Annotated in this window: 20 protein-coding genes and 1 riboswitch; of the genes, 9 read left to right on the top strand and 11 right to left on the bottom strand. The window is 42.1% G+C overall.

Features of this window, described 5'->3' with window-relative positions; all coding sequences use genetic code 11:
- Nucleotides 1–377 precede the first annotated feature (377 nt).
- Nucleotides 378–1,442 (top strand): glycoside hydrolase domain-containing protein, encoded by a 1,065-nt coding sequence (locus NSQ49_RS01020; protein WP_251283036.1) that lies wholly within the window; start codon nt 378–380, stop codon nt 1,440–1,442.
- 26 nt (nt 1,443–1,468) lie between these two features.
- Here the strand turns inward: NSQ49_RS01020 and NSQ49_RS01015 are convergent, their stop codons facing one another.
- Nucleotides 1,469–2,398 (bottom strand): lysylphosphatidylglycerol synthase domain-containing protein, encoded by a 930-nt coding sequence (locus NSQ49_RS01015; RefSeq protein WP_236566292.1) that lies wholly within the window; start codon nt 2,396–2,398, stop codon nt 1,469–1,471.
- Between the two features lie 537 nt (nt 2,399–2,935).
- Between NSQ49_RS01015 and yidC the strand changes: the two genes are divergently transcribed.
- Together yidC and NSQ49_RS01005 are read left to right on the top strand one after the other, a co-directional pair.
- Nucleotides 2,936–3,724 carry a membrane protein insertase YidC gene (yidC, locus tag NSQ49_RS01010; protein WP_159868335.1) on the top strand — a complete coding sequence of 263 codons (789 nt, stop codon included), beginning with the start codon at nt 2,936–2,938 and terminating at the stop codon, nt 3,722–3,724.
- A gap of 109 nt (nt 3,725–3,833) precedes the next feature.
- The gene (locus NSQ49_RS01005; RefSeq protein WP_251283035.1) at nt 3,834–4,388 is read left to right on the top strand and encodes a YhcN/YlaJ family sporulation lipoprotein; all 555 of its coding nucleotides are present in this window, start codon (nt 3,834–3,836) and stop codon (nt 4,386–4,388) included.
- A gap of 39 nt (nt 4,389–4,427) precedes the next feature.
- Here NSQ49_RS01005 and NSQ49_RS01000 read toward each other — a convergent pair whose 3' ends face one another.
- The 7 genes from NSQ49_RS01000 to NSQ49_RS00970 form a co-directional block, all read right to left on the bottom strand.
- Nucleotides 4,428–4,631 carry a DUF6501 family protein gene (locus NSQ49_RS01000; protein ID WP_159868329.1) on the bottom strand — a complete coding sequence of 68 codons (204 nt, stop codon included), beginning with the start codon at nt 4,629–4,631 and terminating at the stop codon, nt 4,428–4,430.
- 47 nt (nt 4,632–4,678) lie between these two features.
- The gene (locus NSQ49_RS00995) at nt 4,679–4,921 is read right to left on the bottom strand and encodes a hypothetical protein (protein ID WP_159868326.1); all 243 of its coding nucleotides are present in this window, start codon (nt 4,919–4,921) and stop codon (nt 4,679–4,681) included.
- An 88-nt stretch (nt 4,922–5,009) separates the two neighbouring features.
- Nucleotides 5,010–5,456, bottom strand: coding sequence for a VOC family protein (locus tag NSQ49_RS00990; protein ID WP_159868323.1), 447 nt, complete (start codon nt 5,454–5,456; stop codon nt 5,010–5,012).
- Between the two features lie 108 nt (nt 5,457–5,564).
- On the bottom strand, nt 5,565–6,434 hold the full coding sequence (locus NSQ49_RS00985; protein WP_159868320.1) for a gamma-glutamylcyclotransferase: 870 nt from the start codon (nt 6,432–6,434) through the stop codon (nt 5,565–5,567).
- A gap of 562 nt (nt 6,435–6,996) precedes the next feature.
- Nucleotides 6,997–7,188, bottom strand: a complete 192-nt coding sequence (locus NSQ49_RS00980; protein WP_251283034.1) for a hypothetical protein — start codon at nt 7,186–7,188, stop codon at nt 6,997–6,999.
- 122 nt (nt 7,189–7,310) lie between these two features.
- Nucleotides 7,311–8,963 carry an AMP-binding protein gene (locus NSQ49_RS00975; protein ID WP_159868314.1) on the bottom strand — a complete coding sequence of 551 codons (1,653 nt, stop codon included), beginning with the start codon at nt 8,961–8,963 and terminating at the stop codon, nt 7,311–7,313.
- A gap of 211 nt (nt 8,964–9,174) precedes the next feature.
- Complete coding sequence (locus NSQ49_RS00970; RefSeq protein ID WP_159868311.1) at nt 9,175–9,969, bottom strand: VOC family protein; 795 nt, start codon at nt 9,967–9,969, stop codon at nt 9,175–9,177.
- A gap of 210 nt (nt 9,970–10,179) precedes the next feature.
- Between NSQ49_RS00970 and sda the strand changes: the two genes are divergently transcribed.
- Entirely contained in the window at nt 10,180–10,311 is a 132-nt protein-coding gene (gene sda / locus NSQ49_RS00965) for a sporulation histidine kinase inhibitor Sda (RefSeq protein ID WP_035330849.1), read from the top strand.
- 396 nt (nt 10,312–10,707) lie between these two features.
- Here sda and odhB read toward each other — a convergent pair whose 3' ends face one another.
- The 3 genes from odhB to NSQ49_RS00950 all read right to left on the bottom strand — a co-directional run bounded on the left by odhB (nt 10,708) and on the right by NSQ49_RS00950 (nt 16,138).
- Nucleotides 10,708–11,961 (bottom strand): 2-oxoglutarate dehydrogenase complex dihydrolipoyllysine-residue succinyltransferase, encoded by a 1,254-nt coding sequence (odhB, locus tag NSQ49_RS00960; RefSeq protein WP_159868308.1) that lies wholly within the window; start codon nt 11,959–11,961, stop codon nt 10,708–10,710.
- A 221-nt stretch (nt 11,962–12,182) separates the two neighbouring features.
- Entirely contained in the window at nt 12,183–15,059 is a 2,877-nt protein-coding gene (sucA, locus tag NSQ49_RS00955; RefSeq protein ID WP_251283033.1) for a 2-oxoglutarate dehydrogenase E1 component, read from the bottom strand.
- A gap of 839 nt (nt 15,060–15,898) precedes the next feature.
- On the bottom strand, nt 15,899–16,138 hold the full coding sequence (locus NSQ49_RS00950; protein ID WP_159868299.1) for a hypothetical protein: 240 nt from the start codon (nt 16,136–16,138) through the stop codon (nt 15,899–15,901).
- Nucleotides 16,139–16,295: 157 nt separating this feature from the next.
- On the opposite strand from NSQ49_RS00950, the gene NSQ49_RS00945 reads away from it, so the two are divergent.
- From NSQ49_RS00945 to metH, 5 genes are all read left to right on the top strand, one after another.
- Nucleotides 16,296–16,475, top strand: a complete 180-nt coding sequence (locus tag NSQ49_RS00945; RefSeq protein ID WP_159868296.1) for an H-type small acid-soluble spore protein — start codon at nt 16,296–16,298, stop codon at nt 16,473–16,475.
- 168 nt (nt 16,476–16,643) lie between these two features.
- Nucleotides 16,644–16,759: riboswitch (SAM riboswitch) on the top strand.
- A 76-nt stretch (nt 16,760–16,835) separates the two neighbouring features.
- The gene (locus NSQ49_RS00940; protein ID WP_251283050.1) at nt 16,836–17,948 is read left to right on the top strand and encodes a methionine biosynthesis PLP-dependent protein; all 1,113 of its coding nucleotides are present in this window, start codon (nt 16,836–16,838) and stop codon (nt 17,946–17,948) included.
- Nucleotides 17,945–19,129: a cystathionine beta-lyase gene (gene metC / locus NSQ49_RS00935; RefSeq protein ID WP_251283032.1), complete on the top strand. Its 1,185-nt coding sequence runs from the start codon at nt 17,945–17,947 to the stop codon at nt 19,127–19,129. The genes NSQ49_RS00940 and metC overlap by 4 nt, the downstream gene beginning before the upstream one ends.
- A 4-nt stretch (nt 19,130–19,133) precedes the next feature.
- A complete protein-coding gene (locus tag NSQ49_RS00930; RefSeq protein WP_251283049.1) occupies nt 19,134–20,984 on the top strand; it encodes a bifunctional homocysteine S-methyltransferase/methylenetetrahydrofolate reductase in 1,851 nt (616 codons plus the stop codon).
- Nucleotides 20,977–24,423, top strand: coding sequence for a methionine synthase (gene metH / locus NSQ49_RS00925; RefSeq protein WP_251283031.1), 3,447 nt, complete (start codon nt 20,977–20,979; stop codon nt 24,421–24,423). Before NSQ49_RS00930 ends, metH begins: the two co-directional genes overlap by 8 nt.
- The last annotated feature ends 77 nt before the right edge of the window (nt 24,424–24,500 follow it).

Below are 24,500 nucleotides of genomic sequence, written 5' to 3'. Positions count from 1 at the left end.
TCGCAACCTCCTGTGACAAAACATCCTGAAAAATTTCCTTTTACTATTTAATATCCCCTATTCACACATTTCTCAACTTAAATGGCTGAAAAATTTGCCTATTATTTTAATAGTAGTGAAGTTCATAGCCTTAAGCAAATTTTTCAGCCTGAATATATACGGATATTTACCTTTTTTACACATTCTCCAATCGCCGTTCGTTTTATAGAACTACTGATATTATCCTGTTATAACACTCAAGAATTATTTCCCGAGGGTCACCTGCTTCAGTGTTATATTAAAATAAGATACCATTCAACACTCCCCTTTTGATGCCAATCACCATCCCTCCGCCCTCCGCATAAGATGTCATGAATTGACAAGGAGGGCTGTGAGATATGGAAAGACGGGGCCTGTTGCCTTTCGTTGTGACCGCATTTTTTGCCGTAATGATTTCTCTCTTTGCTTTTTCGCTAATGGATTCAAAGGATGCAAAGACGCAAAAATCAGAAACCATTCCGGATGTCCAAAGCAAAAGCCATGACAGTGATATTTCGAATGAAGTAAAAAATAATATCAAAGGCAATAAAGCTAATATTAATAACTCAATCGACAACGATTTAAATAATGGCGAAGATAGCCAAATCGATAATAATGTGACGAATGATATTGAAGTCAATGTGGATGTTAATGTAACAAATACGATAAAAAATAAGGCTGATAAAAATCAGGACTCCAGTCAAAAAGGAAATGAAAAGGAAACCAGCAGCAGCGAAAAGAGTAAGGAAAATGACCGAAACGGCCAGTCTGGAGATGATGAAGTCGTTTGGGGTGTAGACTCCGCAAGTCTCACTACAAGCGACTTGCTTTCTTGTGTTCGTGAAAACTTTGGATCTCCTAAAGTATGGGGACGTTATTTAGGTGAAAAAGAAGGCGTATCAGCAGGTATTACACCTGAAGAGGCTGAACTGCTGAAGGAGAATGATATTAAATTACTTGTGATATGGAATCGATTTAATGATGCCACAGGGCTTGAAAATGGACAGAGTGAAGCAAGAGCAGCTGTTCAATTGGCAAAGGAGCTGGGAATCCCTGAGGGTGTCGCAGTTTTTGCGGATATCGAGCCTGATTATTCTGTAGACGCTTCTTTTATAAAAGGCTGGTATCAAGCCATGTCGGAATCACCTTATGAGCCTGGCATTTATGGAGTTTTTGAAAAGGAAAAGGCCTTGAGAAAAGCTTTCGACCAGGCTGCAGCCGGAAACTCTCCCCTTCTTGAAAATACACTCATATGGACTGCTGCACCGAATAAAGGAATCACCGCCCAGACACAGGCACCTGAGTATAAACCTGAAGCTCCGGAAAACTCACTTATTGCAGGCTGGCAGTATGGAATTGAAGCAAAGGCATGCAATATTGATACAAACTTATTCAACAAAGACATTTTAGATATTCTTTGGTAAATAAAAAAGAGCCCCTTTAGGCTCTTTTATAGTTTAAAGCTGTTCTTTAGCATCCCGTTATTCCAAAACTGATTCATGATAAACGGCGTGCCGATAAACACTGGAACGATATAATAGCTGAGCCGGTAGAACATGAGAATTAGAAGACCCAGTTCTGATGGGACTCCCTGAGATTCCAGCCCTATCAAAAATACAAAGTCAAAGGATCCTATTCCCCCGGGGATCATACTTGCAATTCCAGCACAAGCAGAGATGATGACAATCGGGAATAAAACCAAAAATGGAATCGATACTTCCAGGGCTCTGGCGATTCCCCAGATACATATGATAATAAATAGCCACTCCAGCAATGAAACCGTCAGAAGTTCCCCTGCAAACCCCTTTTTGATGTGCTTCGTATTCCAAAAAGACGGCTTAAAGAAGTAGACGCCAAGCAGCAGCGGTGTGTAAGCAGCGACAGCCCATACTGCGAATTTTATTAGTTTTACGTCATCGTATAAATGTAAATCGGTAAATAAAACGACCCATGATAATATGGACAAGCCTGTTAGGTAAAACAGTGACAGCTTGGCAATTACTTTTATATAGGGTGTACTGCCTGTCAGGTAATCTTTATAAAAATAGGACCTGAGTGTAGCTCCTGCCACACCTCCCAGTCCGATAAAGTTAGAGAATGCGTTTGCAGATAGTGAATAAAATAAAAGCTTTTTTTTAGGAACTCTAATTCTGAAAAGCCTTTGCAATATTTCATCATAAAAATACATTGGAAAAAGGGCAACGAGCCCTAATAGAAGGATCAAAAATATTTTGCGCACCGTTAGCCGGTCAACATATAGCTCAAGGAGAGCCCAATTAAAATCAGTGAAAATCCCTTTTGCTTCAAGCATAACAAACAGCAAAATGAATAAGGGTACAAGGAGTTTGGCCAGCGTAATCATTGTTTTTTGTTTGAACAAGGACAAAATACCCCACCATTCATTTAGAGAACTAGAGATAATTTAATCTCCCTGATAGAGTGTATCATATAAAAGCTTAATATATATACTTTTTTACTATTATATTCCTATTTGGTGACAATAGAATGGACAAGAATTAAGTTTTTATAAATAGTTCGGTATCTGTGATTGTTAACAATACAGCGTTCAATTATACTTATTTATGTGAATAGAGGTGAACTTACATCTTTGAATTAGTAATTGAATCGTCTTTTATTTCATCAGACTATACTCTTTATTTAACCTATATCATTGGTTTAGCTGCAAAACTGTTAATCATATGGAAAATTAAGTCTGCATTCTATAATCCCGGATATTTTGGAAATGAGCAAAAGGAATTTGAAAAACTTCCGAAGTTTTGCATGAACCGGCCTTTAGTATGCGATTCGATTCAGTCGTGGATGGCAAAACTGATCCTGAAAAAAGGCGATCAAAGTGATGAGCCGGAAGGTCTCTCTCCTATTTTTTAAAGAAAAAATAGCGGGAGGTTTGCTCTTAATGAAAAAATATAAACTGTTGCTGGCCATTGCCATGATCACCGTATTGCCAGTATTCTTATCTGCCTGTCAGGCTCAAGGAGGACAAGGAACAAGCTTTTTCCATCATTATTTTGTCAGTCCGTTTGCACTGGCCATACATGGAACAGCTGTCTACTTCCATGGAAATTTTGGTTTGGCCATTATCTTCATTACCATTATGATTAGACTGGTATTAATGCCATTAATGCTTAAACAATATAAAAATCAAAGTGTTATGAAAGAAAAAATGGATATGCTAAAACCGGAACTTGATAAAATACAGCAAAAGCTGAAAACAGCGAAAAAACCAGAGGAGCAGCAAAAGCTGCAGCAGGAAATGTTTGGCTTGTATCAGTCGCATGGAGTGAATCCTTTAAATGCTGCGGGATGTCTGCCAATTTTGATTCAAATGCCCATTTTAATGGGGTTCTATTATGCTATAAGAGGAAATCAGGAAATTGCGGCACATTCATTTCTCTGGTTTAATCTGGGTCATTCAGACATTTGGATCACAATCATTGCAGGCATAGTGTACTATCTTCAGTACCGGTTTACGCTAAGCAATATGACTGCACAATCACCGAAGCAAATGAAATTTATGGGTCTATTATCTCCAGTAATGATTATGCTGGTTTCTTTAAATGCCCCGGCAGCTTTGCCGCTATATTGGACTGCAGGTGGAATCTTCTTAGTTTTTCAATCATGGCTTGGCAAGAGATTATATTCAAAAGAAAAAACGGATAATGTGCAGTTTATGTCAGAGTCATAAATACACAGGGAGCGGGCTTAATGCCATGCTCCCTTTTTGTTTAAATAATTGTGAATAACAGTGCCTCTTCTTGGAAAGATAAGGGTGAAAATGATAAGGAGGTAAGTGGATGATTAAGCGTAAATTACTAATCGCAGGCGCACTGTCAGCAGTATTACTTGGAGGCTGTGCCACGAATGACACGGATATGGATGAAACTGCTCAGAGAAACAGAGACCTGACAGAGCCGACGAAGGTGAACGACAGCAACTATGGCGAAAACGGACGCACAACCGAACCGGGAATTGATCTTACCCGTACCCGGACCGGCAATGATAATCAAAATGATTCTCCGAGAATGAAGGTTGCTGATAAAGCTGCCGATAAAATTACTGCTATACCAGAGATCGAGTCTGCGAATGTTATCGTGACAGACAATAATGGCTATGTTGCCGCACGCTTAAATGATGGAAATGGAGAATTGACAAAGGATATTGAAAAGAAGATTTCTGATCAGGTGAAAGCAGTCGATCAGGATATTGATAATGTATATGTTTCTGTTAATCCTGACTTTTATGACCGAATGGCAGGATATTCAGAGGACATTCGGGCCGGTCAGCCTGTAGAAGGGTTTTTTGATGAATTTATAGAAACTGTCCGCCGAATCTTCCCGACACAAAGGTAAAAAGAAAACGGCCCATTACAGGCCGTTTTCTTTATGTGCTTAAGCATCTTGGAAGTAGTCTTTATAAAAACCGCTTACTTTTCCTGAATTATCTACTATGAAATAAAATTCTTCCGTTTCATTTTTCACATCATAAATATTCCCTGCTGTTAAAGCCCGGTTTACAATGTATTTCGCTGCATCTGTGTGCACACATTTTACCTTTTTTAATGTTTCACGTTCCTGCCAGTTTAAATGAATCACCGTTGCCACTCCTTCAAAGTCTGCATTACTTATATGTTTAGTTTTTATTATAATGAATAGGAGCGGTTGTCTGCAACCGGATTATCGTTAGCAGCTGGCATTATTTTCATTATTTTTCTATATTGCTTGATTTTATCTGTCTCAAATGTATAAACTTCACCAGTTAGCGAGTTTTTCATTGTTACATAGTTAATTTCACAGATTTGGTCTATTCGTACAAATTCTAAATGATCATAATGGTCATTACCATATTCCACTTCATAAAAGCCATTATCTGCTAAAATTTCCATTTTGATGACCCTCTTTCTAAGATGATGGCAAAGGTTATATACCACCCGCTTAGCCTGTTTCAAACCACCAAATACAGTTTTGCACGATTTAGCTTATTTTTTCCCATTTACTCAGGTGCATTGGATTTAAGTAAGGTTTTGCCTTCCCCTCCAATACAGCGATATATTCTAATGAGTGGCCGTCCGGATCATAAAAGTAGACTGAGGCAGCCGGCATCCATGTATGGACTATCGGTTCTTCCGGTGATAGGCCAAAGCTTTCCCTGACTAGGATGCCTTTTTCCGTTAAAAACGGAATAACTTCCCGCAGCCTTTCAGCTGAAACAGAAAAGGCAATATGAATTTTCCTTATTGGGGTGTTTTTAGTTTCCCAGATCCCCAGCATGTTCTCTTTGTTTTCGCCAAGAAAGAAAAATGCTGCTTTTCTGTCTCCAATTGTATGCGCTAATTTAAAGCCGATTTTTTCATAAAACTTGATGCTTCTTTCCAGATTTCCTGAGTTGAGATGTGCTTCATATAATTTTGCACCCTGCATCGTAAGGTCCTCCCATTCATATTTAATCTGACTTTATTGTATTAAATATGAAAACCCTGCCATACAGAAAAAAGGATGAACTTGTGCTCATCCTTAAGTCTTACACTATTATGCATCCAACGAAATCTTAACTCCCAGTTTTTCCAGCTGCAGTTCTAGCTTTTTGTAATATTCATCACTTACTCTGCCTCTTGCGCCGCGGAGAATTTCAAGAGCGTAATGGTCTGGGGGTGGCAGCTCCCCTTTTTTATTATAGACATGGAAAGTCAGGACATCTTTGTACCATTTATCCCCTGCCCGGACATTTACAAAGGCAGGACGGTACCATTGCCCGTAAAAGCCTTCCCTTTGGAACAGGTATTCAACAGCTTCATAGGGAAGTTCATATAATACCCCTTCCGTGACTCCGCCATTTTCTATAATGTCTGCCCTTCCTCCATCATCCCTGGAGAACAGGTATTGCATTGAATAACCTTCCAGCACACCACCGCCGATAATCGTTTTGAAATGGTGATCTACCTTTGCCAGGCAAAACCGTTCATCATCCATGCAGGACCCATAAGCAAAATAATAGGTCTTCTCCGGTTTATCCTTCATTAGGCGGTAAAGCTTCCAATCTCCGTGAAGAATTGGTTCAGCCAGCAGGTCATCCCGTGACGAAATATAGACAAGGGCATTTACTTCTCCTTTATCCGTATGGACAGTCTGTTCTGCCCGATCGTACAAATTGTCTTTTCTGCCAGGAATATAATCCTCCAATTCATCCAGATCGGAAAAATGATCCAAATGGACTTCATAAAGCTCCCCATACACTTTTTGTTCCAGAGATGGCTTCATGGAGGGATAGCCAAGTCCAGTATCAAATAATTCACCGTATACCCATGCTTGCTCGGCAATGCAGGGACTTCCTTTTAGTACAAAGTGATTTGATTCATGCATTCTTAAGGTTCCATAAACAAACAATTTTTGTGAATTCATTTGCACATATTCCCCCTAAATTCTCTTTTTTTTTCTAGGCTTCCGTATAAAAATGTTTTTTTTCACTTATCAATGTTGTCTATTGATTGCAGCGAAGGGAGGCTCAAGCTTTCCGCGGAGCGGGCGCCCGAGCCTCCTCGACGCTGCGCGTCTGCGGGTTCTCACCTGTCCCGCTACTCCCGCAGGACATTGATTAAGCTTCCTTGAGTACACACCGCACGAAGAAAATGCGCATGCATTTTCGAGGATCTCGCACCTTCCGCTCCAATCAGCTCTGTAGATATAATACAAATAGCATCAAACATTACGAAAACAGCTTTTTTCTATTATAATAACATTTTTCTGAAGATTCTTTCCAAAAGTATTATTTCGTATTTTTTTTTAGTCTATCAATATTGCCCGTTGATTTCCATCCAGGCTGCTAAGCGTACTGGGCGGGGCGGTAAGTCTCATTGGCGCTGTGTGTCTGGCGTGTTCTCACCTCCATCCTGGATAATGAACATCAACTCAGAAAGCAACAAACTCTGCGAACAAGCCGAAAAAAAGACGGAGAACATCTCCGTCATCCTTGGCATTGGCAGGCATCCAATTTTTTAATTACCGGAAGCCTGCAGCAAATTGGTTTAGTTTTTGAGCTTTTAGGATGTGGCGTTATTGAATCCAATCCCCTCTGTTTATCCTTTAATAAAACTTCCGTTACATACATTTCATCATACATATACTCTCTCTCCTTTTCGACTATCTTTAATATCATTTTAGTTTCCCTTAAGCTTTATCACATTGGCTATGAGGAGGAGATATTTTGAGCCTTTTGAATGAAAGAAGATGGAAATCAAAAAACCTGCGGGAGGATTCCCCGCAGGTTACATACAGCTATTATTTTAATGTATTAGCATTCTCAATAACTTCTTTAGCTTGTTCACGCAATCTGAACTTCTGGATTTTGCCTGAAGCTGTCATTGGATATTCTTTTGTAAATTCTATATAGCGTGGGATTTTATGGCGAGAGATTTTCCCTTTGCAATAATTGCGAAGTTCCTCTGCTGTTAAGTCAGATCCTTCTTTAGCGATTACCCAGGCGACCACTTCTTCCCCATACACAGCATCTGGTACCCCAACCACCTGAACATCCAAAATCTGCGGATGTGTATAAAGGAATTCTTCTATTTCACGCGGATAGATATTTTCTCCGCCGCGGATGATCATATCTTTTAATCTGCCTGTGATTTTACAGTACCCGTTTTCATCCATTACAGCAAGATCCCCAGTATGGAGCCAGCCATCCTCATCAATGGCTTCTTTGGTAGCATCCGGATTTTTATAATACCCCTTCATGACATGGTATCCCCTCGTACACAATTCCCCCTGTACGCCAAAAGGAACCTCGTTATTGGTGCCCGGTGCTACAATTTTCACTTCCACATTTGGCAAAGCCCTGCCGACTGACTCTACTCTCAGCTCAATAGGATCATCTGTCCGAGTCTGGGTAATGACTGGTGATGACTCTGTTTGTCCATAGGCAATGGTTATTTCACTTGCTCCCATCTTTTCAATAACACCTTTCATAACCTCAATAGGACAATTGGAGCCGGCCATGATGCCCGTCCGCAGAGTGGACAGATCATATTTGCTGAAATCAGGATCATTCAATTCTGCGATAAACATTGTCGGCACTCCATGAAGGCCTGTACATTTTTCATCCTGGACCGTCTGCAGAACAGCTTTAGGACTGAATTCCTGCACTGGTAAAATGGTGGCGCCAACAGATATGCATGCCATCGTTCCCAGCACACAGCCGAAGCAATGGAAGAATGGAACAGGAATGCATAGGCGGTCATCTGTAGTTAATCGCATACAATTTGCGATATTATATCCATTGTTAACTATGTTATTGTGGGTCAGCATTACCCCTTTTGGGAATCCTGTCGTTCCTGATGTATATTGCATATTTATGGCATCGTCAGGGTCCAGGCTTTCCAGCCGCTCATCAAGTTCTATGTCTGAAACTGATTCACCCATCCGGATAATATCTTCCCAGCTGTAGGTTCCCGGAAAGCGTTTTTCCCCCATGACAATAACATTTTTTAAGAAAGGAAGTCTTTTGCTTTTCAGCTGCCCAGGCTCGGAATCCTTCAGTTCCGGTACGATACTGTACAGCATTTCTATGTAAGAGGTGTCTCTGAATTTTTCCATCAAAACAATCGTCGTACTGTCGGATTGCTTCAACAGATATTCCAGTTCAGCAGCTTGATAATTTGTATTTACAGTTACAAGGACAGCCCCCATTTTGCCTGTTGAAAACTGGCATGTGAGCCATTCTGGCGTGTTTGTTGACCATGCGGCAATATGCTCCCCTTTTTCAAGGCCCAGCTTCATAAACCCTTTGGCAGCGAGTCTGCAATAGTCATTAAATTCTTTATAACTCATGCGGAGCCCGCGATCGGCATAAACAACTGCTTCATGATCAGGGTGAAGGGCTGCTTTCTCCTCCAGGAGCTTCCCTACTGTTAGATTCAATAATTCCGTCATCCAGAAATCCTCCTTGGTATATGATAAAATCATTCTGCAAAAGATTCCTCTAAGATGCTGATATAAAACGCTTTCATTTTATGTTATCATATATTGCTGAATATTCAATATTTTCATATAGTTAGATTTTATAATTTTTTATAACCTGAAATCAAAAAAACTGCCCTTCATTAAGGAGCAGCAGGTTAAAGCAGAGACTTCGCTCTCAGTATTAAAAATAAAGCCCATTATATAGCGATATTTCCTTGCCAAGGCCTGGAGCTAATTGAACAGCAAAGGGCTTTTCACCCCTTTTTAAAAGGACCTCGCTTGTCCTTCCGACCCCGGATAATGGCTGGCAAAATATCATATTTACTGAACCAATAAGAATGGAGGCTCTTTTTTCTTTTCCGTCACTGCTAATGTAAACATCAGCTTTGGAAGCAGGAAGGATGTCCTGCCATCCTGATGCAGATTTTTCACAGTCATGTGAAGCGATATAAACGGCTGATATTTTTTTATTGCCAAGCTTCTCATCAATGAGACCGAGTTGTCTCAGTTCTTCAAATCGTTTATCATCTTCCATGCCCCAGTCAATGAAGAAAGGGTATTTATAATCGTGATTTTTCTTAATGAAGAGCATTTTCCAAGAAAGGATGCTTCCGTCCCCTCTCTTTCTGCTTCCATCAAAGATTGGAAGCGTCTCAATGCCCTTTTCCGTTAATTCAGCCTGAAGCTTTTCAATATTATTGGTTCGAAAACAAATTTGGCCGATCCCTTCTCCATTCGGGATTTCTTCAAATAGCTGTTTAATAAGCGGATTATCCGTTCTTGAGGCAATATCATTCTTTTCAATTGATAAAAACTCAAGGTATGAATGACCAATGTACAAAAGACTATTATAAGTCCCCCAGTTTTCATGGCTTCCCCCGGGGATTGCCATATATCCATAATCCCTCCATTTTTCAGCAGCAGCAGCCGGCTCACCCTTTATAAAATGCACAATATGATCAAGCGTCAGATTCATATGCAGTTTCTCCCTTTGTTCAAAGTTATAATAAATTTTACCTCTATGGGAAAACACAGTCTACTCTCAGCAGTTAAGAAAAGAATTTGCAGAAAAATGTCATCAGAATGTAATAAATCTTTTCTTTACAAGGGGTTCACAAAATCTTAATTAAGCTTTACAATAATAAAAAATAGAATATTCAATCCATTTAACCAGGAGGTATGCATAATGAAAATTATGAGTAATGAACAGCTGGTCGTCTCGTATCGTGATGCATTGAAATCGGGGTCTGAAAAGGAATGGATTAGGATATTAAAAACGGAGATTCAAAAACGGGGTTTAAGACCGTTTAAAGAGTAAATCTCAAATTCCATATTAGTTTGCCAAATACTTAGTGTATATGTAGAGCGGGAGCTATTCCCGCTTTTTTTATTATCTTCGGATGTATGCTGAAAGTTTATTTGCTTTCTTTATATTTTCATAGTCTTGTTCACTCAACACCCCTAATTTTTTCAGCACCGTACTATACTGCAGTATTTTCATCTGCCTTCTTGTCAAGTTTATCACCCGCTTTTTAATATACTATTCATAACCTGTACTTTGTTTCCTTAATGCAAATAATTTTCCATAGTAAAAAGCGAAGTCTTCCACAAACTGGTCCGCTGCAGTTAGCCGGCTGATATTAATGCTGCTTCACCCTACATATTGATATCTGTACAAAAAAACCAGAGCGTGACTCCGCTCTGGTTTAATATTTTATGCTTCGAATAGAAGGCTTTCCGGATCTTCAATCAGTTCCTTAACACGTTTCAGGAATGTAACTGCTTCTTTTCCATCAACAATACGGTGGTCATATGATAATGCGATATACATCATTGGACGGTTTTCCATTCTTTCAGCATCGATTGCAACCGGACGCAGCTGGATGGAATGCATTCCAAGAATACCAACCTGAGGCCCATTCAGAATAGGCGTTGACATCATGGAGCCAAATACACCGCCATTTGTGATGGTAAAGCTTCCTCCCTGAAGATCTGAAAGGGCAAGCTTATTGTCTCTTGCCTTAACAGCAAGGTCCATGATATCTTTTTCGATTTCAGCAAAGTTCTTGCGGTCTGCGTCACGGACAACCGGAACGACAAGACCTTCAGGAGCTGAAACGGCAATTCCAATGTCATAGAATTTTTTCAGTACGATCTCATTGCCTTGAATTTCAGCATTTAAGTAAGGATTTTTCTTAAGCGCTGCAACGACTGCTTTTGTGAAAAATGACATGAAGCCAAGCTTAACATCATTTTCTTCAAAGAATTTATCTTTCCGCTTCTTGCGAAGGTTCATAACATTAGTCATGTCCACTTCATTGAATGTTGTCAGCATGGCTGCCGTTTGCTGAACTTCTACCAGGCGATTTGCGATAGTCTGGCGTCTGCGGGACATTTTGATACGTTCCACTTCTTTTCCGCCTGAAGACTGTTCAGCAGGTTTGGATGCTGCTGCCGGTTTTGGTGCTGGAGCCTGCTGTTTTGCCTGATTTGGATTGAAGGATTCTACATCCTGAGTTCTGATACGGCCCAGTGGATCTGCTGTCGGAACCTGGCTCAGGTCAATGCCCTTTTCTCTTGCCAACTTGCGTGCTGCAGGTGAGGCGATTGGACGCTGTCCACCTGTTTTTTCTTCAGCAGCTGGCTCTGCTGGCTGCTCCTCTGCCTTCGGTTCTTCGGCCTTTGGCGCTTCAGGCTTTTCTTCCGCTTTTTCCGGTGCAGGTGCAGCTTGTCCGCTTTCGTTAACGACAGCGATGGTTTCACCAACATTCACTGTGTCGCCTTCCTGGGCTTTAATTTCCTGTAAAACTCCGCTGTGTTCAGAAATAATTTCAACATTTACTTTATCCGTTTCAAGTTCGACAACATAGTCACCTTTAGTAACTGTGTCGCCAGGCTGTTTCAGCCATTGTGCCACCGTACCTTCTGTAATGGATTCTGCCAATTCTGGAACTTTGATTTCTGCCACCTTAATTTCCTCCTTCTTGCTTGCATGTCAAAGTGAAAGTCAATCAGCGGGGGTTTTTCCCGCAGTTTGTCATCGCGTTCTCGTGTCGCTAGATCTCTGCCAGCGCTTCGATTAATCAAAGCTAAAAACCCGATTGGCTCAACTAAGCTGCTGCTCGGCATTGGCAAGTCTTACTTTATCTCACCAATCGGGCCCATACGGGATGCTGATTCCCGCTAATTCTATTTCGATTCAATTGTTTGAGTATTAATTTGGGAAGCTATCTGCCCGTTAAGCTTCGATAATGTTTCATCAATTATGCGTGCTTGTTCTTTCTTATGAACAGTCGGGTCACCCTCTGCCGGGCTGGATCGGCGTCTTCTGCCGATGTAGCTGACCTCGATATCACTGCCTGCAATTTCTTTCAGTCTAGGTTCAATGAAATTCCATGCACCCATATTCTTAGGTTCTTCCTGTACCCAAACCATTTCTTCCACATTCGGATAACGGGTTAAAATTTCTTTAATCTGATCCATAGGGAACGGATAGATTTCTTCTACACGTAAAATATGGAACCAGTCCTGCTCCGGGTAGTTTTTCAGATTTTCAGCTAGATCAATTGTGATCTTGCCTGTTCCAAGAATTATGCGTTTCACTTTTTCATGATTTTGGCCTAATCCAGGCTGTTCAATTACGGATCGGAATTCTCCTTCGCTCAATTCCAGTCCATTTGATGCCACAGTCGGATTGCGCAGCAGGCTCTTCGGTGACATGATCACTAACGGACGAACTTCCTCTTTGCCAAGTATGGCAGCCTGTCTTCTTAGAATATGGAAGTACTGAGCTGATGAAGAAAGATTAGCAACAGTCCAGTTATTTTCAGCTGCAAGAGTCAGGAATCGTTCCAGACGCGCACTTGAGTGTTCAGGTCCCTGTCCTTCATATCCGTGCGGAAGGAGCATGACAAGACCTGATTTCTGTCCCCATTTGGCACGGCCGGCAGCAATAAACTGGTCAAACATTACCTGCGCTGCATTGGCAAAGTCACCATATTGAGCTTCCCATAAAACAAGCGTTTCAGGAGCAAAAACATTATATCCATATTCAAAGCCTACAACAGCCGCTTCAGATAAGGGACTATTATGGACAGCGAATGAAGCCTTAGCAGTTGAAAGTTTATGCAAAGGTGAATACGCTTTACCGGTTGTATGATCATGCAGAACAACATTTCTTTGAGCAAATGTTCCTCTCTCAGAATCCTGGCCAGTCAGTCTGACAGGTGTACCGTCAGATAAAATGGTTGCAAATGCCAGCGTCTCTGCAAGGCCCCAGTCAATCTTGCCGTCCCCTTCAAGCGCTTCCAGTCTGCGCTTCAGAATTTTGCCGAGTTTATCAAATACCTTGAAATCCTCCGGCCATTTTAACAATTCTTCATTAATTTGCTTTAGTTTATCAATTGGCACTGCTGTATTAATTTTTGGCAGGCCTTTTTCGACAGTTTCAGGAGGATCGGTTAACTCAGCCTGCTTCTTTTCTTTTGGCACTTTTTCATAGGCAGCCTTCATTCTTTCCAGAACTTCGTTTTGAACGCTTTCAGCTTCCTCTTTGCTGATGATCTTCTCATTTAGAAGCTTATCAGCATACAGCGCTTTCACGGTTGGTCTCTTGCGTACAATATTATACATAAGCGGATTCGTCGTCATTGGCTCGTCCATCTCGTTGTGTCCAAAACGGCGGTATCCGATTAAATCGATCAGGATATCTTTCTGGAATTTAGCACGATACTCGCAGGCAATTCTTGCCGCTGCAACGACTGCTTCTGGTTCGTCAGCATTTACATGCATAATTGGCATTTCATATCCCTTGGCCAGATCACTTGCATATCTGGTAGAGCGTGAATCATGAGATTCTGTAGTGAAGCCGATTGTATTATTGGCAATGATGTGAATCGAACCGCCTGTGTTATACCCGGTCAGCTGTCCGAGATTAAGTGTTTCAGCTACAATACCCTGCCCTGGGAATGCTGCGTCTCCATGAATAATAATGGATAGAGCAGCTTTTGGATCTACCTCCGGGTAACCGGCCTTTGTTCTGTTGTCCTGTGAAGCTCTTGTATATCCTTCAACAAGGGAGCCTACAAATTCAAGGTGGCTTGGATTGTTAGCTAATGTCAGTCTGGCTATGGTTGTATTCTCATCTTTGATTTGTTTATCAAGACCCAGATGGTATTTAACGTCACCTGTCCAGCCGTAATTGATTCCAATGGATCCTTCAGAAGGAACCAGTTCCTTATTTGGCGCATGCTGGAATTCCGCAAAAATCATTTCATAAGGCTTTCCAAGCACATGGGCAAGAACATTCAGCCTGCCTCGGTGAGCCATGCCGATGTTAATTGTTTTCGCACCGTCAGAAACGGATTCAGAAACAATTTCATCCAGCAGCGGAACCATTGTATCAAGGCCCTCAATGGAGAATCTTTTCTGACCGACAAAAGTTTTATGAAGAAACTTTTCAAATTCCTCCACTTCTGTCAGTCTTTTTAATACTTTTAGCTTTTCCGCTTTTGGCATAGACAGCTTGTGGCTGTTGGCGCCTATTTTGCGGCGAAGCCAGTCTTTTTCGTTTTCATCAAATATATGCTGGAATTCAAAAGCAATGGGTCCCATATAAGCGCTCTTCAGGAATTCGATTGCTTCAAGTCCGTTGCGTAAAGGATATGTGGCATCTTTAGTTATGACACCAGCAGGGATCTCTTTTAAGTCATTTTCAGTTAAGCCATATTTGCTTAATTCAAATAAAGCAGTTTCTGATTTATTGTTTCCCAGCGGATAAATATCGGCAGCCAAGTGGCCATATGTACGAATATTATCAGCCAGGCGAATAGCAGCTAGTGTTTTTTCAATCTGTCCGGCATTCATTTGCTGATTTGCTGATGAAGCCAGTGGTGCGGTTTCTTCGCTCATAAGAGGGGAACCGTTTTTTTCAAAGTACTCTTTCATTTCAGGATCAATCGACGACGGATCCTCTAAATATCTTTCATAAAGCTCAATAACGTAGCCAAGGTTCGGGCCATGAAATCCCTGTTCAAAAGGTCCCTCACCATTCGTTGGCTTTTTCATGGAAAATTACCTCCATAACTGTTTTGTAAGTAAATAATTTAATACGTTTTTTCTTCCTAAAAATACAATACCCATCATTTGAACGCATTAACAATTCATTTTTACGAATAATAATATTTTTCAGAGGATAAAACGTTTCCATAGTTATTCTAACACGGAAAATCTACTTGTACAAAGATAAAAACATGAATATAGTGGAAAACTATTAAAAAATTTTTTTAGCAATTACTTATTCTAAAAAAATAATTTGTAAAAGGTTACACCTTTATAAATATGAAATAACCGGGTGGCTTTTTGATTTTTGGAGTTCATTTATTTGTTTAGGCTCTTTTTTCAAAAATTGTTGTTTTTTGTTTATGAATTCTGCCCGTTGATTTCCACTCCAGTCACTTGCTTTCCGCGGGGAGGAATGTGAGCCTCCTCGGCTGCGCCTCCGGGGTCTCACACTTCCCTCTCCTCCCGCAGGACATTGAACAAGCTTCTTCGAATCAACAACGCACGAAGGAAATGCGTCAGCATTTTCGAGGATCAAGTGCCCACAGCGAAGATCAACTCAGCAAATTATACTAAGTTATGCAAAAGCAACAAACTTTAAGAAAACAGCCTTTCCTTAAAATAGTCCACGCTGATTTAAAAAGCAACCATCTGCTTTAAGTGGGAAGAATCTTAGCTCCTTAAGCTTTGCTTTCAGAGTCTTCTGCTCCCTCTTTTCCTGCAGAACATTGAATAAGCTTATAAGACATCCCGCTAAGATATCCAATGCTTTTTATAGGGTCAAGTGCCATTCAATACCAATTACTAACTGAAGCCAAAATAAAAAAGCCGACATGGCGTCCGGCTTAAAAAGTCTCAACTAAGTTAATGTAAATTTGTTTTGCTGCATTTGCTTTTTTTCTGTTTTCTTTTAGGGAAGATTCAATTGCTTCTCTCGTTTCCACAGGAAAATCAAAATGGCCGCAAGTTGTACATTTTTCAAACATTGAACCAGAAACATTTACTTCAATGCCATCCAGGGTCTGGAAAACTGCAGGACCTTCGGATTCGGCAAACCGGTGGCGGCAGTGGCTATGTTCGCGCATATTAGCTTCCCTCCAAGAAAAATGTCATTTGTTCCATTATAAAACAAATATTCTGAACTTTAAAGCGATCTACCTATAACAGTTTATGCCAGATAAAAAGAATAATTTGTATCTTTTTTAGACACATTAAAGTTATTCAAATTCAGGAGGTTTTTCCATGAACATTGGCAGAGCCAAAGAGATTGCTGAGTCTGCTGAAATGCACAATGTTACTTTAAATGGAGTTCCGATCATCATTCAGCATGTAGATGAGCAGACTAAGACAGCACGCATTTACACTAAAGCAGATTCTGAAAAAGAAATGGATGTGCCGGTTAACGATTTAATTGAAGAATGAATAGCCTAAAAAAACTTTCCGATCTGTTAAGGAAAGTTTTTTTAGTCCAGGACTTTGCTTACCCCCCTGGACTCTTGCTGAATATTTTTTATAACATGAAATATTCAAAAAAGTATTGACTGTTAACGGTTTACTGTAGTAAAGTTTAGAGAAAATTTAATAATTGATTTCTTATCCAGAGAGGTCGAGGGTAAGGCCCGACGACGCCTCAGCAACCTTCAATCATTTTTTTGATTGAAAAGGTGCTAATTCCTGCAAGTTTTCAAAAACTTGAAAGATAAGAAGAATGGCTGTTCACATTAAAAAGTCTTCTTCTTATAGAAGGCTTTTTTTTATTATGACGAAGGAGTGTTTATGAGCATGTATAATATTGACACCAAATTAGCGCAAATTGGAAACAGAAGCGAATCCGCAACAGGTGCAGTCAATCCGCCTGTTTACTTTTCCACCGCTTACCGCCATGAAGGCATTGGCCAGTCTACTGGCTTCGACTATAGCCGAACAGGCAATCCGACCCGCCAGCTGCTTGAACAGGCAATCGCCGATTTGGAAAAAGGCGATCAAGGATATGCCTGCAGTTCAGGAATGGCGGCTATACTTACTATTCTCTCACTCTTTCAATCAGGTGATGAATGGATTGTATCCAAAGATCTATACGGTGGTACCTACCGCTTGCTTGAACAGGGCTTCAAAAAGTGGGGACTGGAAAGCAAATATGTGAATACCAGCAATCCTGAAGTTGTTGAAGAGCTTATCACTGAAAAAACAAAAGCTATATTTCTGGAAACCCCAACTAATCCCTTGATGGAAGAGACAGATATTGGGCTGATAGCTGACATCGCAAAACGGCATAATGTTCTCCTGATCGTGGATAACACATTTTATACCCCCCTTCTTCAGCAGCCGCTAAAGCTTGGAGCTGATATTGTCATCCATAGTGCTACAAAATACCTTGGCGGCCATAATGATGTCCTTGCTGGGTTAATTGTCGCAAAAGGCAAGCAGCTATGTGAGGAGCTTGCTATGAACCATAACGCTGCTGGTGCAGTCCTTAGCCCATTTGATTCATGGCTTTTAATCAGAGGCATGAAGACACTTTCTCTTCGCATGGAACGGCATGAGAAAAATGCCAGGGAACTGGCGGCTTTCTTATCAGGACATGAATCCGTTACGGATGTTCTATATCCAGGCAAAGGCGGCATGATTTCGTTCCGGGTACAGGATGAATCCTGGGTGAATCCTTTTCTGCAGAGCCTCTCCCTTATCTCCTTTGCTGAAAGCCTTGGCGGAGTCGAGAGTTTTATCACCTATCCCGCAACACAGACGCATGCGGACATCCCTGAAGAAATCCGCAAGGAAACAGGTGTCTGTAACAGGCTTCTGCGTTTCTCGGTTGGAATCGAAAATGCAGAAGATTTGAAGGCAGATCTAGAACATGCTTTTGCAAAGGTTGTAAAGGAGGCAGTGCGATGAGCTCAAACTATACATTCCAAACGAAATTGCTTCACAATAATCATAAATTCGATCCGGAAACAGGAGCTGTCAGTGTACCGATCCAGCATGCCTCCACCTTTCATCAAAAAGATATTGATGTATTTGGAAAATATGATTACAGCCGCAGTCTGAATCCAACAAGGGAAGCTCTTGAAGAGGTCATTGCGGAGCTTGAAGAAGGAGTCAGAGGATTTGCCTTCTCTTCAGGAATGGCTGCCATTTCTACGGCTTTTCTCCTCTTATCACAGGGAGATCATGTTGTCATAACAGAAGACGTATATGGCGGGACCTATCGCATGACTACCGAAGTCCTGTCCCGTTTTGGCATTGAGCACACATTTGTTGATATGACAAACCTGGAGGAAGTGAAGGAAGCCATCCGTCCCAACACAAAGGTTTTCTATGTTGAGACTCCTTCCAATCCCCTGCTGAAAGTAACTGATATACAGGCCATCAGCCAACTTGCCAAGCAGCATGGAGCCCTGACATTTGTGGATAATACCTTTCTGACCCCTGCCCTGCAAAAACCGCTCTCTTTAGGTGCAGATATCGTGCTTCACAGCGCTACCAAATTTTTATCCGGACATAGCGACGTCGTGGCAGGCCTGGCGGTTGTGAAAGACCCGGAATTAGGAGCAAGACTTTCCTTCCTCCAGAATTCCTTTGGAGCTGTTCTGGGTGTTCAGGATGCCTGGCTTGTCTTAAGAGGCATTAAAACGCTCCAGGTAAGGCTTGACCAGTCTGTGAAATCAGCTAAGAAAATTGCCCGTTTCCTTCATGATCATCCGGAAGTAAAGAAAGTTCATTACCCGGGCTTTGCCGAGCATCCCGGCTATGAAATCCAGAAAAAACAGGCTGTGAATGCAGGTGCTGTTCTTTCATTTGAACTTGAAGATGAACAGGCAATGAGAGCATTTGTGGGAAATGCAAAAATTCCTGTTTTTGCAGTAAGTCTGGGAGCAGTTGAATCCATCCTCTCCTACCCTGCCAAAATGTCGCATGCAGCCATGCCTGCACCTGAAAGAGAACAGCGCGGAATTACAGACAGTCTTCTCCGTCTGTCTGTTGGACTGGAGAGCGCAGATGATATTATAGAAGATTTCAAGGCAGCGTTATCTGCTGCAGAACAATCAAAACAATCGATTTTACAGCGGGGGTGATATGATGAGTTTCCTGGATAAATTAAAGAATGAAATCATCATAGCAGATGGCGCGATGGGAACTCTCCTCTACTCCTATGGCACAGACAGCTGTTTTGAAGAATTGAATCTTTCTCAATCAGAACAAATTCAGCATATCCATGAAGCGTACATAGGCGCGGGGGCTGATTTGATCCAAACCAATACGTATGCGGCCAATTATCTTAAACTGCAGCGATATGGCCTTGAAGACTCTGTGAAAGAAATAAACGGTGCTGCTGCCCGGATCGCCAAAAAAGCTGCCGGTGGCCGCGCGTATGTTGCAGGTACAATTGGCGGGATAAGAGGGTTTAAGCCAAACATGATCACACTGGAGGAAATAAAAAGAAGCTTCCGTGAGCAGCTTTATTGTCTGCTGCTGGAAGGTGTGGACAGCATCTTGCTGGAAACGTATTATGATCTTGAAGAACTTGAGACGGTTCTGGCTATTGCCAGAAAAGAAACCGATTTGCCGATTATCGCACAGGTTTCTCTTCAGGAAGCAGGTGTCCTGCAGAACCAGACTTCCATTTCTGATGCGCTGGCAAGGCTCGACGGCATTGGCGCGGATGTAGTGGGAATCAATTGCCGGCTTGGTCCCCATCATATGCTGAAAACACTCGAAAGTGTACCTTTGCCAAAGCATGCCTATCTGTCTGCATATCCAAATGCCAGTATTCCTGCTTATACGGACGGCAAATTCCATTATGAAGGTGATGCAGAATATTTCCGGCAGTCTGCAATTGAATTTCGGAATCAGGGCGTCCGCCTGCTTGGGGGCTGCTGCGGAACAACACCTGATCATATCAAGGCATTTGCTGATGTTCTAAAAGGACTTCCGCCAATCGAGGAAAAAGAGATCAAAGCAGTTAATAAGGTTATCGTTTCAGAAAAAACGGAATCATCAAGAGAGCTCCCTCCCCTTCAGGATATTGTCAGAGAAAGGCCATCGGTGATTGTTGAGCTCGATCCGCCAAGGAAGCTTGATACTGCCCGCTTTTTTGAAGGTGCCAAAGCATTGAAGGAAGCTGGTATTGATTCTATTACTCTTGCGGATAATTCTCTTGCTTCCCCAAGGGTATGCAACTCTGCACTTGGCTATCTTGTCAAACAGCAGACAGGATTGCGCCCTCTTGTGCATGTAACCTGCAGAGATCGAAACATTATCGGGCTTCAATCCCATTTAATGGGACTGCATGCCCTTGGTTTAAATGATATTCTTGCTGTAACAGGAGACCCGGCCCGTGTCGGTGATTTTCCGGGAGCCTCTTCCGTGTATGATGTATCTTCATTTGAATTGATTAATATGATCAAGCAGTTAAATGAAGGATTATCTTTTTCAGGGAAAGACTTAGGCCAGAAAGCAGCCTTTTCTGTTGCGGGTGCATTTAACCCCAATGTCCGTTCATTGGAAAAAGCTGTTGGAAGGCTGGAAAAGAAAATTGAACACGGTGCAGATTATTTCATTTCACAGCCTGTTTTTTCTGAAGAGAAGCTGCTTGAGGTTCATGAAGCTGTGAAAGATTTAAAAGCACCTGTTTATATAGGCTTAATGCCTCTTACCGGCAGCCGTAATGCGGAGTTTCTTCATAATGAAGTTCCGGGAATCAAGATCTCAGACAGTATTAGAAACAGAATGGCCTCTTTAAAGGATGATCCTGCAAAAGCCGGCGCTGAAGGCATTGCCATTGCCAAGTCGCTTATCGATGCTGCGGCAGAGCTGTTTAATGGCATTTACCTTATCACTCCATTTATGCGCTATGAAATGACTGTCGAGCTATCAAACTATGCCCGTGAGACAACCGAACGGCTTTCAAGGAGGAAACAACATGCGTAAACCATCACTGCAGGAGCAGTTAAAAAAGAAAATCCTGATTATGGACGGAGCAATGGGCACCATGCTTCAGAGAGCCAATCTTTCGGCAGATGATTTCGGCGGCGAGGAATATGAAGGCTGCAACGAGTATTTAAACGTAACGGCACCCTCTGTGATTGAACATATTCATCTAGAATATTTAAAAGCTGGTGCAGACATTATTGAAACCAATACTTTCGGTGCAACCAGCATTGTTCTCGCAGATTATGATCTGGAAGAAAAAGCATATGAATTGAATAAAATTGCTGTAGAAATTGCCAGAGAAGCCACAGACCGCATGTCAACTCCTGAATGGCCGAGATATGTTGCTGGCGCCATGGGACCTACGACGAAAACGCTGAGTGTAACAGGCGGTTCTACATTTGAAGACATGATAGCAGCTTACGAGGAGCAGGCCAGAGGATTAATCGAAGGCGGTGCAGACCTTCTCCTCCTGGAAACCAGCCAGGATATGCTGAATGTAAAAGCTGGATTTATCGGCATCGAAAAGGCATCAGAAAAGACAGGAATTAAACTTCCTCTGATCGTTTCCGGAACGATTGAACCGATGGGCACAACCCTTGCAGGCCAATCGATTGAAGCCTTTTATATTTCGCTTGAACATATGCAGCCGCTGGCAGTTGGACTCAACTGTGCGACAGGACCCGAGTTCATGCAGGACCATATTCGTTCCTTGTCAGGATTGGCTTCTACAGCTGTCAGCTGCTATCCAAATGCCGGATTGCCTGATGAAGAAGGACAGTACCATGAAACACCCGAATCATTGGCGAGCAAGCTTGAGGGGTTTGCCAAGGAAGGCTGGCTGAATATTGTCGGCGGCTGCTGCGGTACCACCCCGGAACATATTCAGTCAATTGCTGAGTCGGTAAAAAATTATAAACCACGTAATTATGAGGGCAATTCCCTTCATAAAGTGTCCGGAATCGAACCTCTGATTTATGACGACCCGACCTTAAGGCCCATTATGGTCGGAGAGCGTACAAATGTTATTGGCTCACGCAAGTTTAAAAGGCTGATTGCTGAAGGAAAGTTCGAGGAAGCGGCTGAGATAGGCCGAGCCCAGGTTAAAGGCGGAGCCCATGTTATTGATATTTGCCTGGCAGATCCTGATCGTGATGAAATGCAGGATGTTGAAAACTTTATCAAGGAATTAGTAAAGAAAATTAAAGTCCCTCTTGTCATTGATTCAACTGACGAGGCAGTTATCGAGAAGGCACTCACCTATTCACAGGGAAAAGCCATCATAAATTCGATTAACCTCGAGGATGGCGAGGAAAGATTCGAGGCAATCGCACCGCTTATCCAACGCTATGGTGCGGCTGTAGTGGTAGGAACAATTGATGAAGAAGGAATGGGTGTTTCGGCGGAACGCAAACTCGAAATTGCAAAGCGTTCCTATGATCTGCTTGTAAATAAATATCATATCCCGCCCCAGGATCTAATTTTTGACCCTCTCGTCTTCCCTGTCGGCACAGGAGATGAACAATACATCGGGTCTGCTAAGGCAACGGTAGATGGAATCAGACTTATTAAAGAGGCTCTTCCGGAGGTACAAACCATTCTGGGTATCAGTAATGTATCATTCGGCCTCCCTCCTGTCGGCAGAGAGATATTGAATTCGGTATTTCTATATCACTGCACCCAGGCGGGACTGGATTATGCGATAGTGAATACGGAAAAGCTTGAACGATTTGCTTCCATTTCCAAGGAAGAGGTTTTAATGGCCGAAAAACTTCTTTTTGAGACTACGGATGAATCACTTGCTGTCTTTACTGATTTTTATCGTGATAAGAAAAAAGAAAGCAAGAGTGTTCTGCCGGATATGACATTGGAGGAACGACTCGCCTATTATATTCTCGAAGGAACTAAAGAAGGGCTCCTGCCTGACCTTGATTTGGCACTGGAAGCATACCCTGCTCCTCTGGATATCATTAATGGGCCTTTAATGAATGGCATGAAGGAAGTAGGAAGATTGTTCAATGATAACCAGCTGATTGTTGCAGAGGTTCTTCAAAGTGCAGAGGTAATGAAAGCTTCTGTTGCTTATCTGGAGCCGCATATGGAAAAAGATGCTGCACAATCTTCGTCAAAGGGTAAAATCATCCTTGCAACCGTTAAAGGAGATGTCCATGATATCGGTAAAAACTTAGTTGATATCATTCTCAGCAATAATGGTTATGAAGTGATAGACCTGGGAATTAAGGTAACTCCTGCTGAACTTATTGAAAACATCAGGCGCGAGAATCCGGATATGGTCGGCCTTTCAGGTTTGCTTGTTAAATCTGCTCAGCAGATGGTCATTACGGCACATGACATGAAGCAGGCTGGAATTGATATTCCGATTTTAGTTGGGGGGGCTGCACTCTCAAGAAAATTCACAGATACAAAAATCTCCAAGGAATACGATGGGCTTGTCCTGTATGCAAAGGATGCCATGAACGGGCTCTCATTAGCCAATCAGCTTCAGGAGCCCGAAGAGGCGGAGAAACTGCGAAGCGAGCAGGCTGAAAAACAGGCAGCCCTGCTGAATGCAGTACCTTTTGACCGGGGATCGGTTGCAGTTGCAGTAAGGCCTAAACCAACTGTCAGCACAAAGGTGCCGGTTTTTGTTCCAAAGGATTTAAAGCGGCATCTGCTGAAAGCATACTCCCTTTCGCATATCGAGCCCTATATTAATAAGCAAATGCTGATTGGCCATCACCTTGGCTTAAAAGGAAACCTGCAAAAGCTGCTTGCTCAAAAAGATGAAAAAGCCATTAAAATTAACACAATGGTTGATGAATTGATTGCTGAAGCTAAAGAAAACAACTGGATAGAGCCAAAAGCCGTTTATCAGTTCTTCCCTGCCCAGTCTGATGGCGATAAGGTTCTTATTTATGCAGAGGATGAAAAAACGGTCATCGAAACATTTGAGTTTCCGCGCCAGGAAACAGAGCCATTCTTATGTCTGGCAGATTTCCTTAAATCAAAAGAGAGCGGTCAAATGGATTATGTATCGTTCTTTACTGTGACAGCCGGGAAAGGGATCCGCAATATAGCAGATCGATTAAAAGCTGAAGGCCGATTCCTGGAAAGCCATGCCCTGCAGTCCCTGGCTTTAGAGACGGCCGAAGGTCTTGCTGAGCTGATCCATCGCCAGATCCGTGATCGCTGGGGTTTCCCAGATCCGGTTGAAATGACGATGAAAGACCGTTTTGCAGCGAAATACCAGGGGCAGCGCTTTTCGTATGGCTATCCTGCATGTCCTGAGCTTGAGGACCAAAAAAAGCTGTTTAAGCTTATTAGCCCTGAGGATATAGGTGTTCAGCTTACTGAAGAATGTATGATGGAGCCTGAAGCCTCGGTATCTGCGATGGTATTTGCCCATCCGGAAGCCAGATATTTTAATGTATTGAGATAATGGGATACCCGGCAAAAAATTGCCGGGTATTTGCCTTTGCCCTTTCTCAGACTTTACAATGTATACATAGCAAGGAG

The sequence above is a fragment of the Cytobacillus sp. FSL R5-0377 genome (assembly GCF_038004385.1).
Taxonomy (GTDB): domain Bacteria; phylum Bacillota; class Bacilli; order Bacillales; family Cytobacillaceae; genus Cytobacillus.
Note: the sequence above shows the minus strand (reverse complement) of the source record. Positions and strands in the feature narration are given on the sequence as shown.

Coding starts and splice junctions, on each gene's coding strand:
- NSQ49_RS01020 (WP_251283036.1), top strand. CDS start 378: ATGGAAAGACGGGGCCTGTTGCCTTTCGTTGTGACCGCATTTTTTGCC.
- yidC (WP_159868335.1), top strand. CDS start 2,936: ATGAAAAAATATAAACTGTTGCTGGCCATTGCCATGATCACCGTATTG.
- NSQ49_RS01005 (WP_251283035.1), top strand. CDS start 3,834: ATGATTAAGCGTAAATTACTAATCGCAGGCGCACTGTCAGCAGTATTA.
- NSQ49_RS00995 (WP_159868326.1), bottom strand. CDS start 4,921: ATGGAAATTTTAGCAGATAATGGCTTTTATGAAGTGGAATATGGTAAT.
- NSQ49_RS00990 (WP_159868323.1), bottom strand. CDS start 5,456: ATGCAGGGTGCAAAATTATATGAAGCACATCTCAACTCAGGAAATCTG.
- NSQ49_RS00985 (WP_159868320.1), bottom strand. CDS start 6,434: ATGAATTCACAAAAATTGTTTGTTTATGGAACCTTAAGAATGCATGAA.
- NSQ49_RS00980 (WP_251283034.1), bottom strand. CDS start 7,188: ATGATATTAAAGATAGTCGAAAAGGAGAGAGAGTATATGTATGATGAA.
- NSQ49_RS00975 (WP_159868314.1), bottom strand. CDS start 8,963: ATGACGGAATTATTGAATCTAACAGTAGGGAAGCTCCTGGAGGAGAAA.
- NSQ49_RS00970 (WP_159868311.1), bottom strand. CDS start 9,969: ATGAATCTGACGCTTGATCATATTGTGCATTTTATAAAGGGTGAGCCG.
- sda (WP_035330849.1), top strand. CDS start 10,180: ATGAAAATTATGAGTAATGAACAGCTGGTCGTCTCGTATCGTGATGCA.
- sucA (WP_251283033.1), bottom strand. CDS start 15,059: ATGAAAAAGCCAACGAATGGTGAGGGACCTTTTGAACAGGGATTTCAT.
- NSQ49_RS00950 (WP_159868299.1), bottom strand. CDS start 16,138: ATGCGCGAACATAGCCACTGCCGCCACCGGTTTGCCGAATCCGAAGGT.
- NSQ49_RS00945 (WP_159868296.1), top strand. CDS start 16,296: ATGAACATTGGCAGAGCCAAAGAGATTGCTGAGTCTGCTGAAATGCAC.
- NSQ49_RS00940 (WP_251283050.1), top strand. CDS start 16,836: ATGTATAATATTGACACCAAATTAGCGCAAATTGGAAACAGAAGCGAA.
- metC (WP_251283032.1), top strand. CDS start 17,945: ATGAGCTCAAACTATACATTCCAAACGAAATTGCTTCACAATAATCAT.
- NSQ49_RS00930 (WP_251283049.1), top strand. CDS start 19,134: ATGAGTTTCCTGGATAAATTAAAGAATGAAATCATCATAGCAGATGGC.
- metH (WP_251283031.1), top strand. CDS start 20,977: ATGCGTAAACCATCACTGCAGGAGCAGTTAAAAAAGAAAATCCTGATT.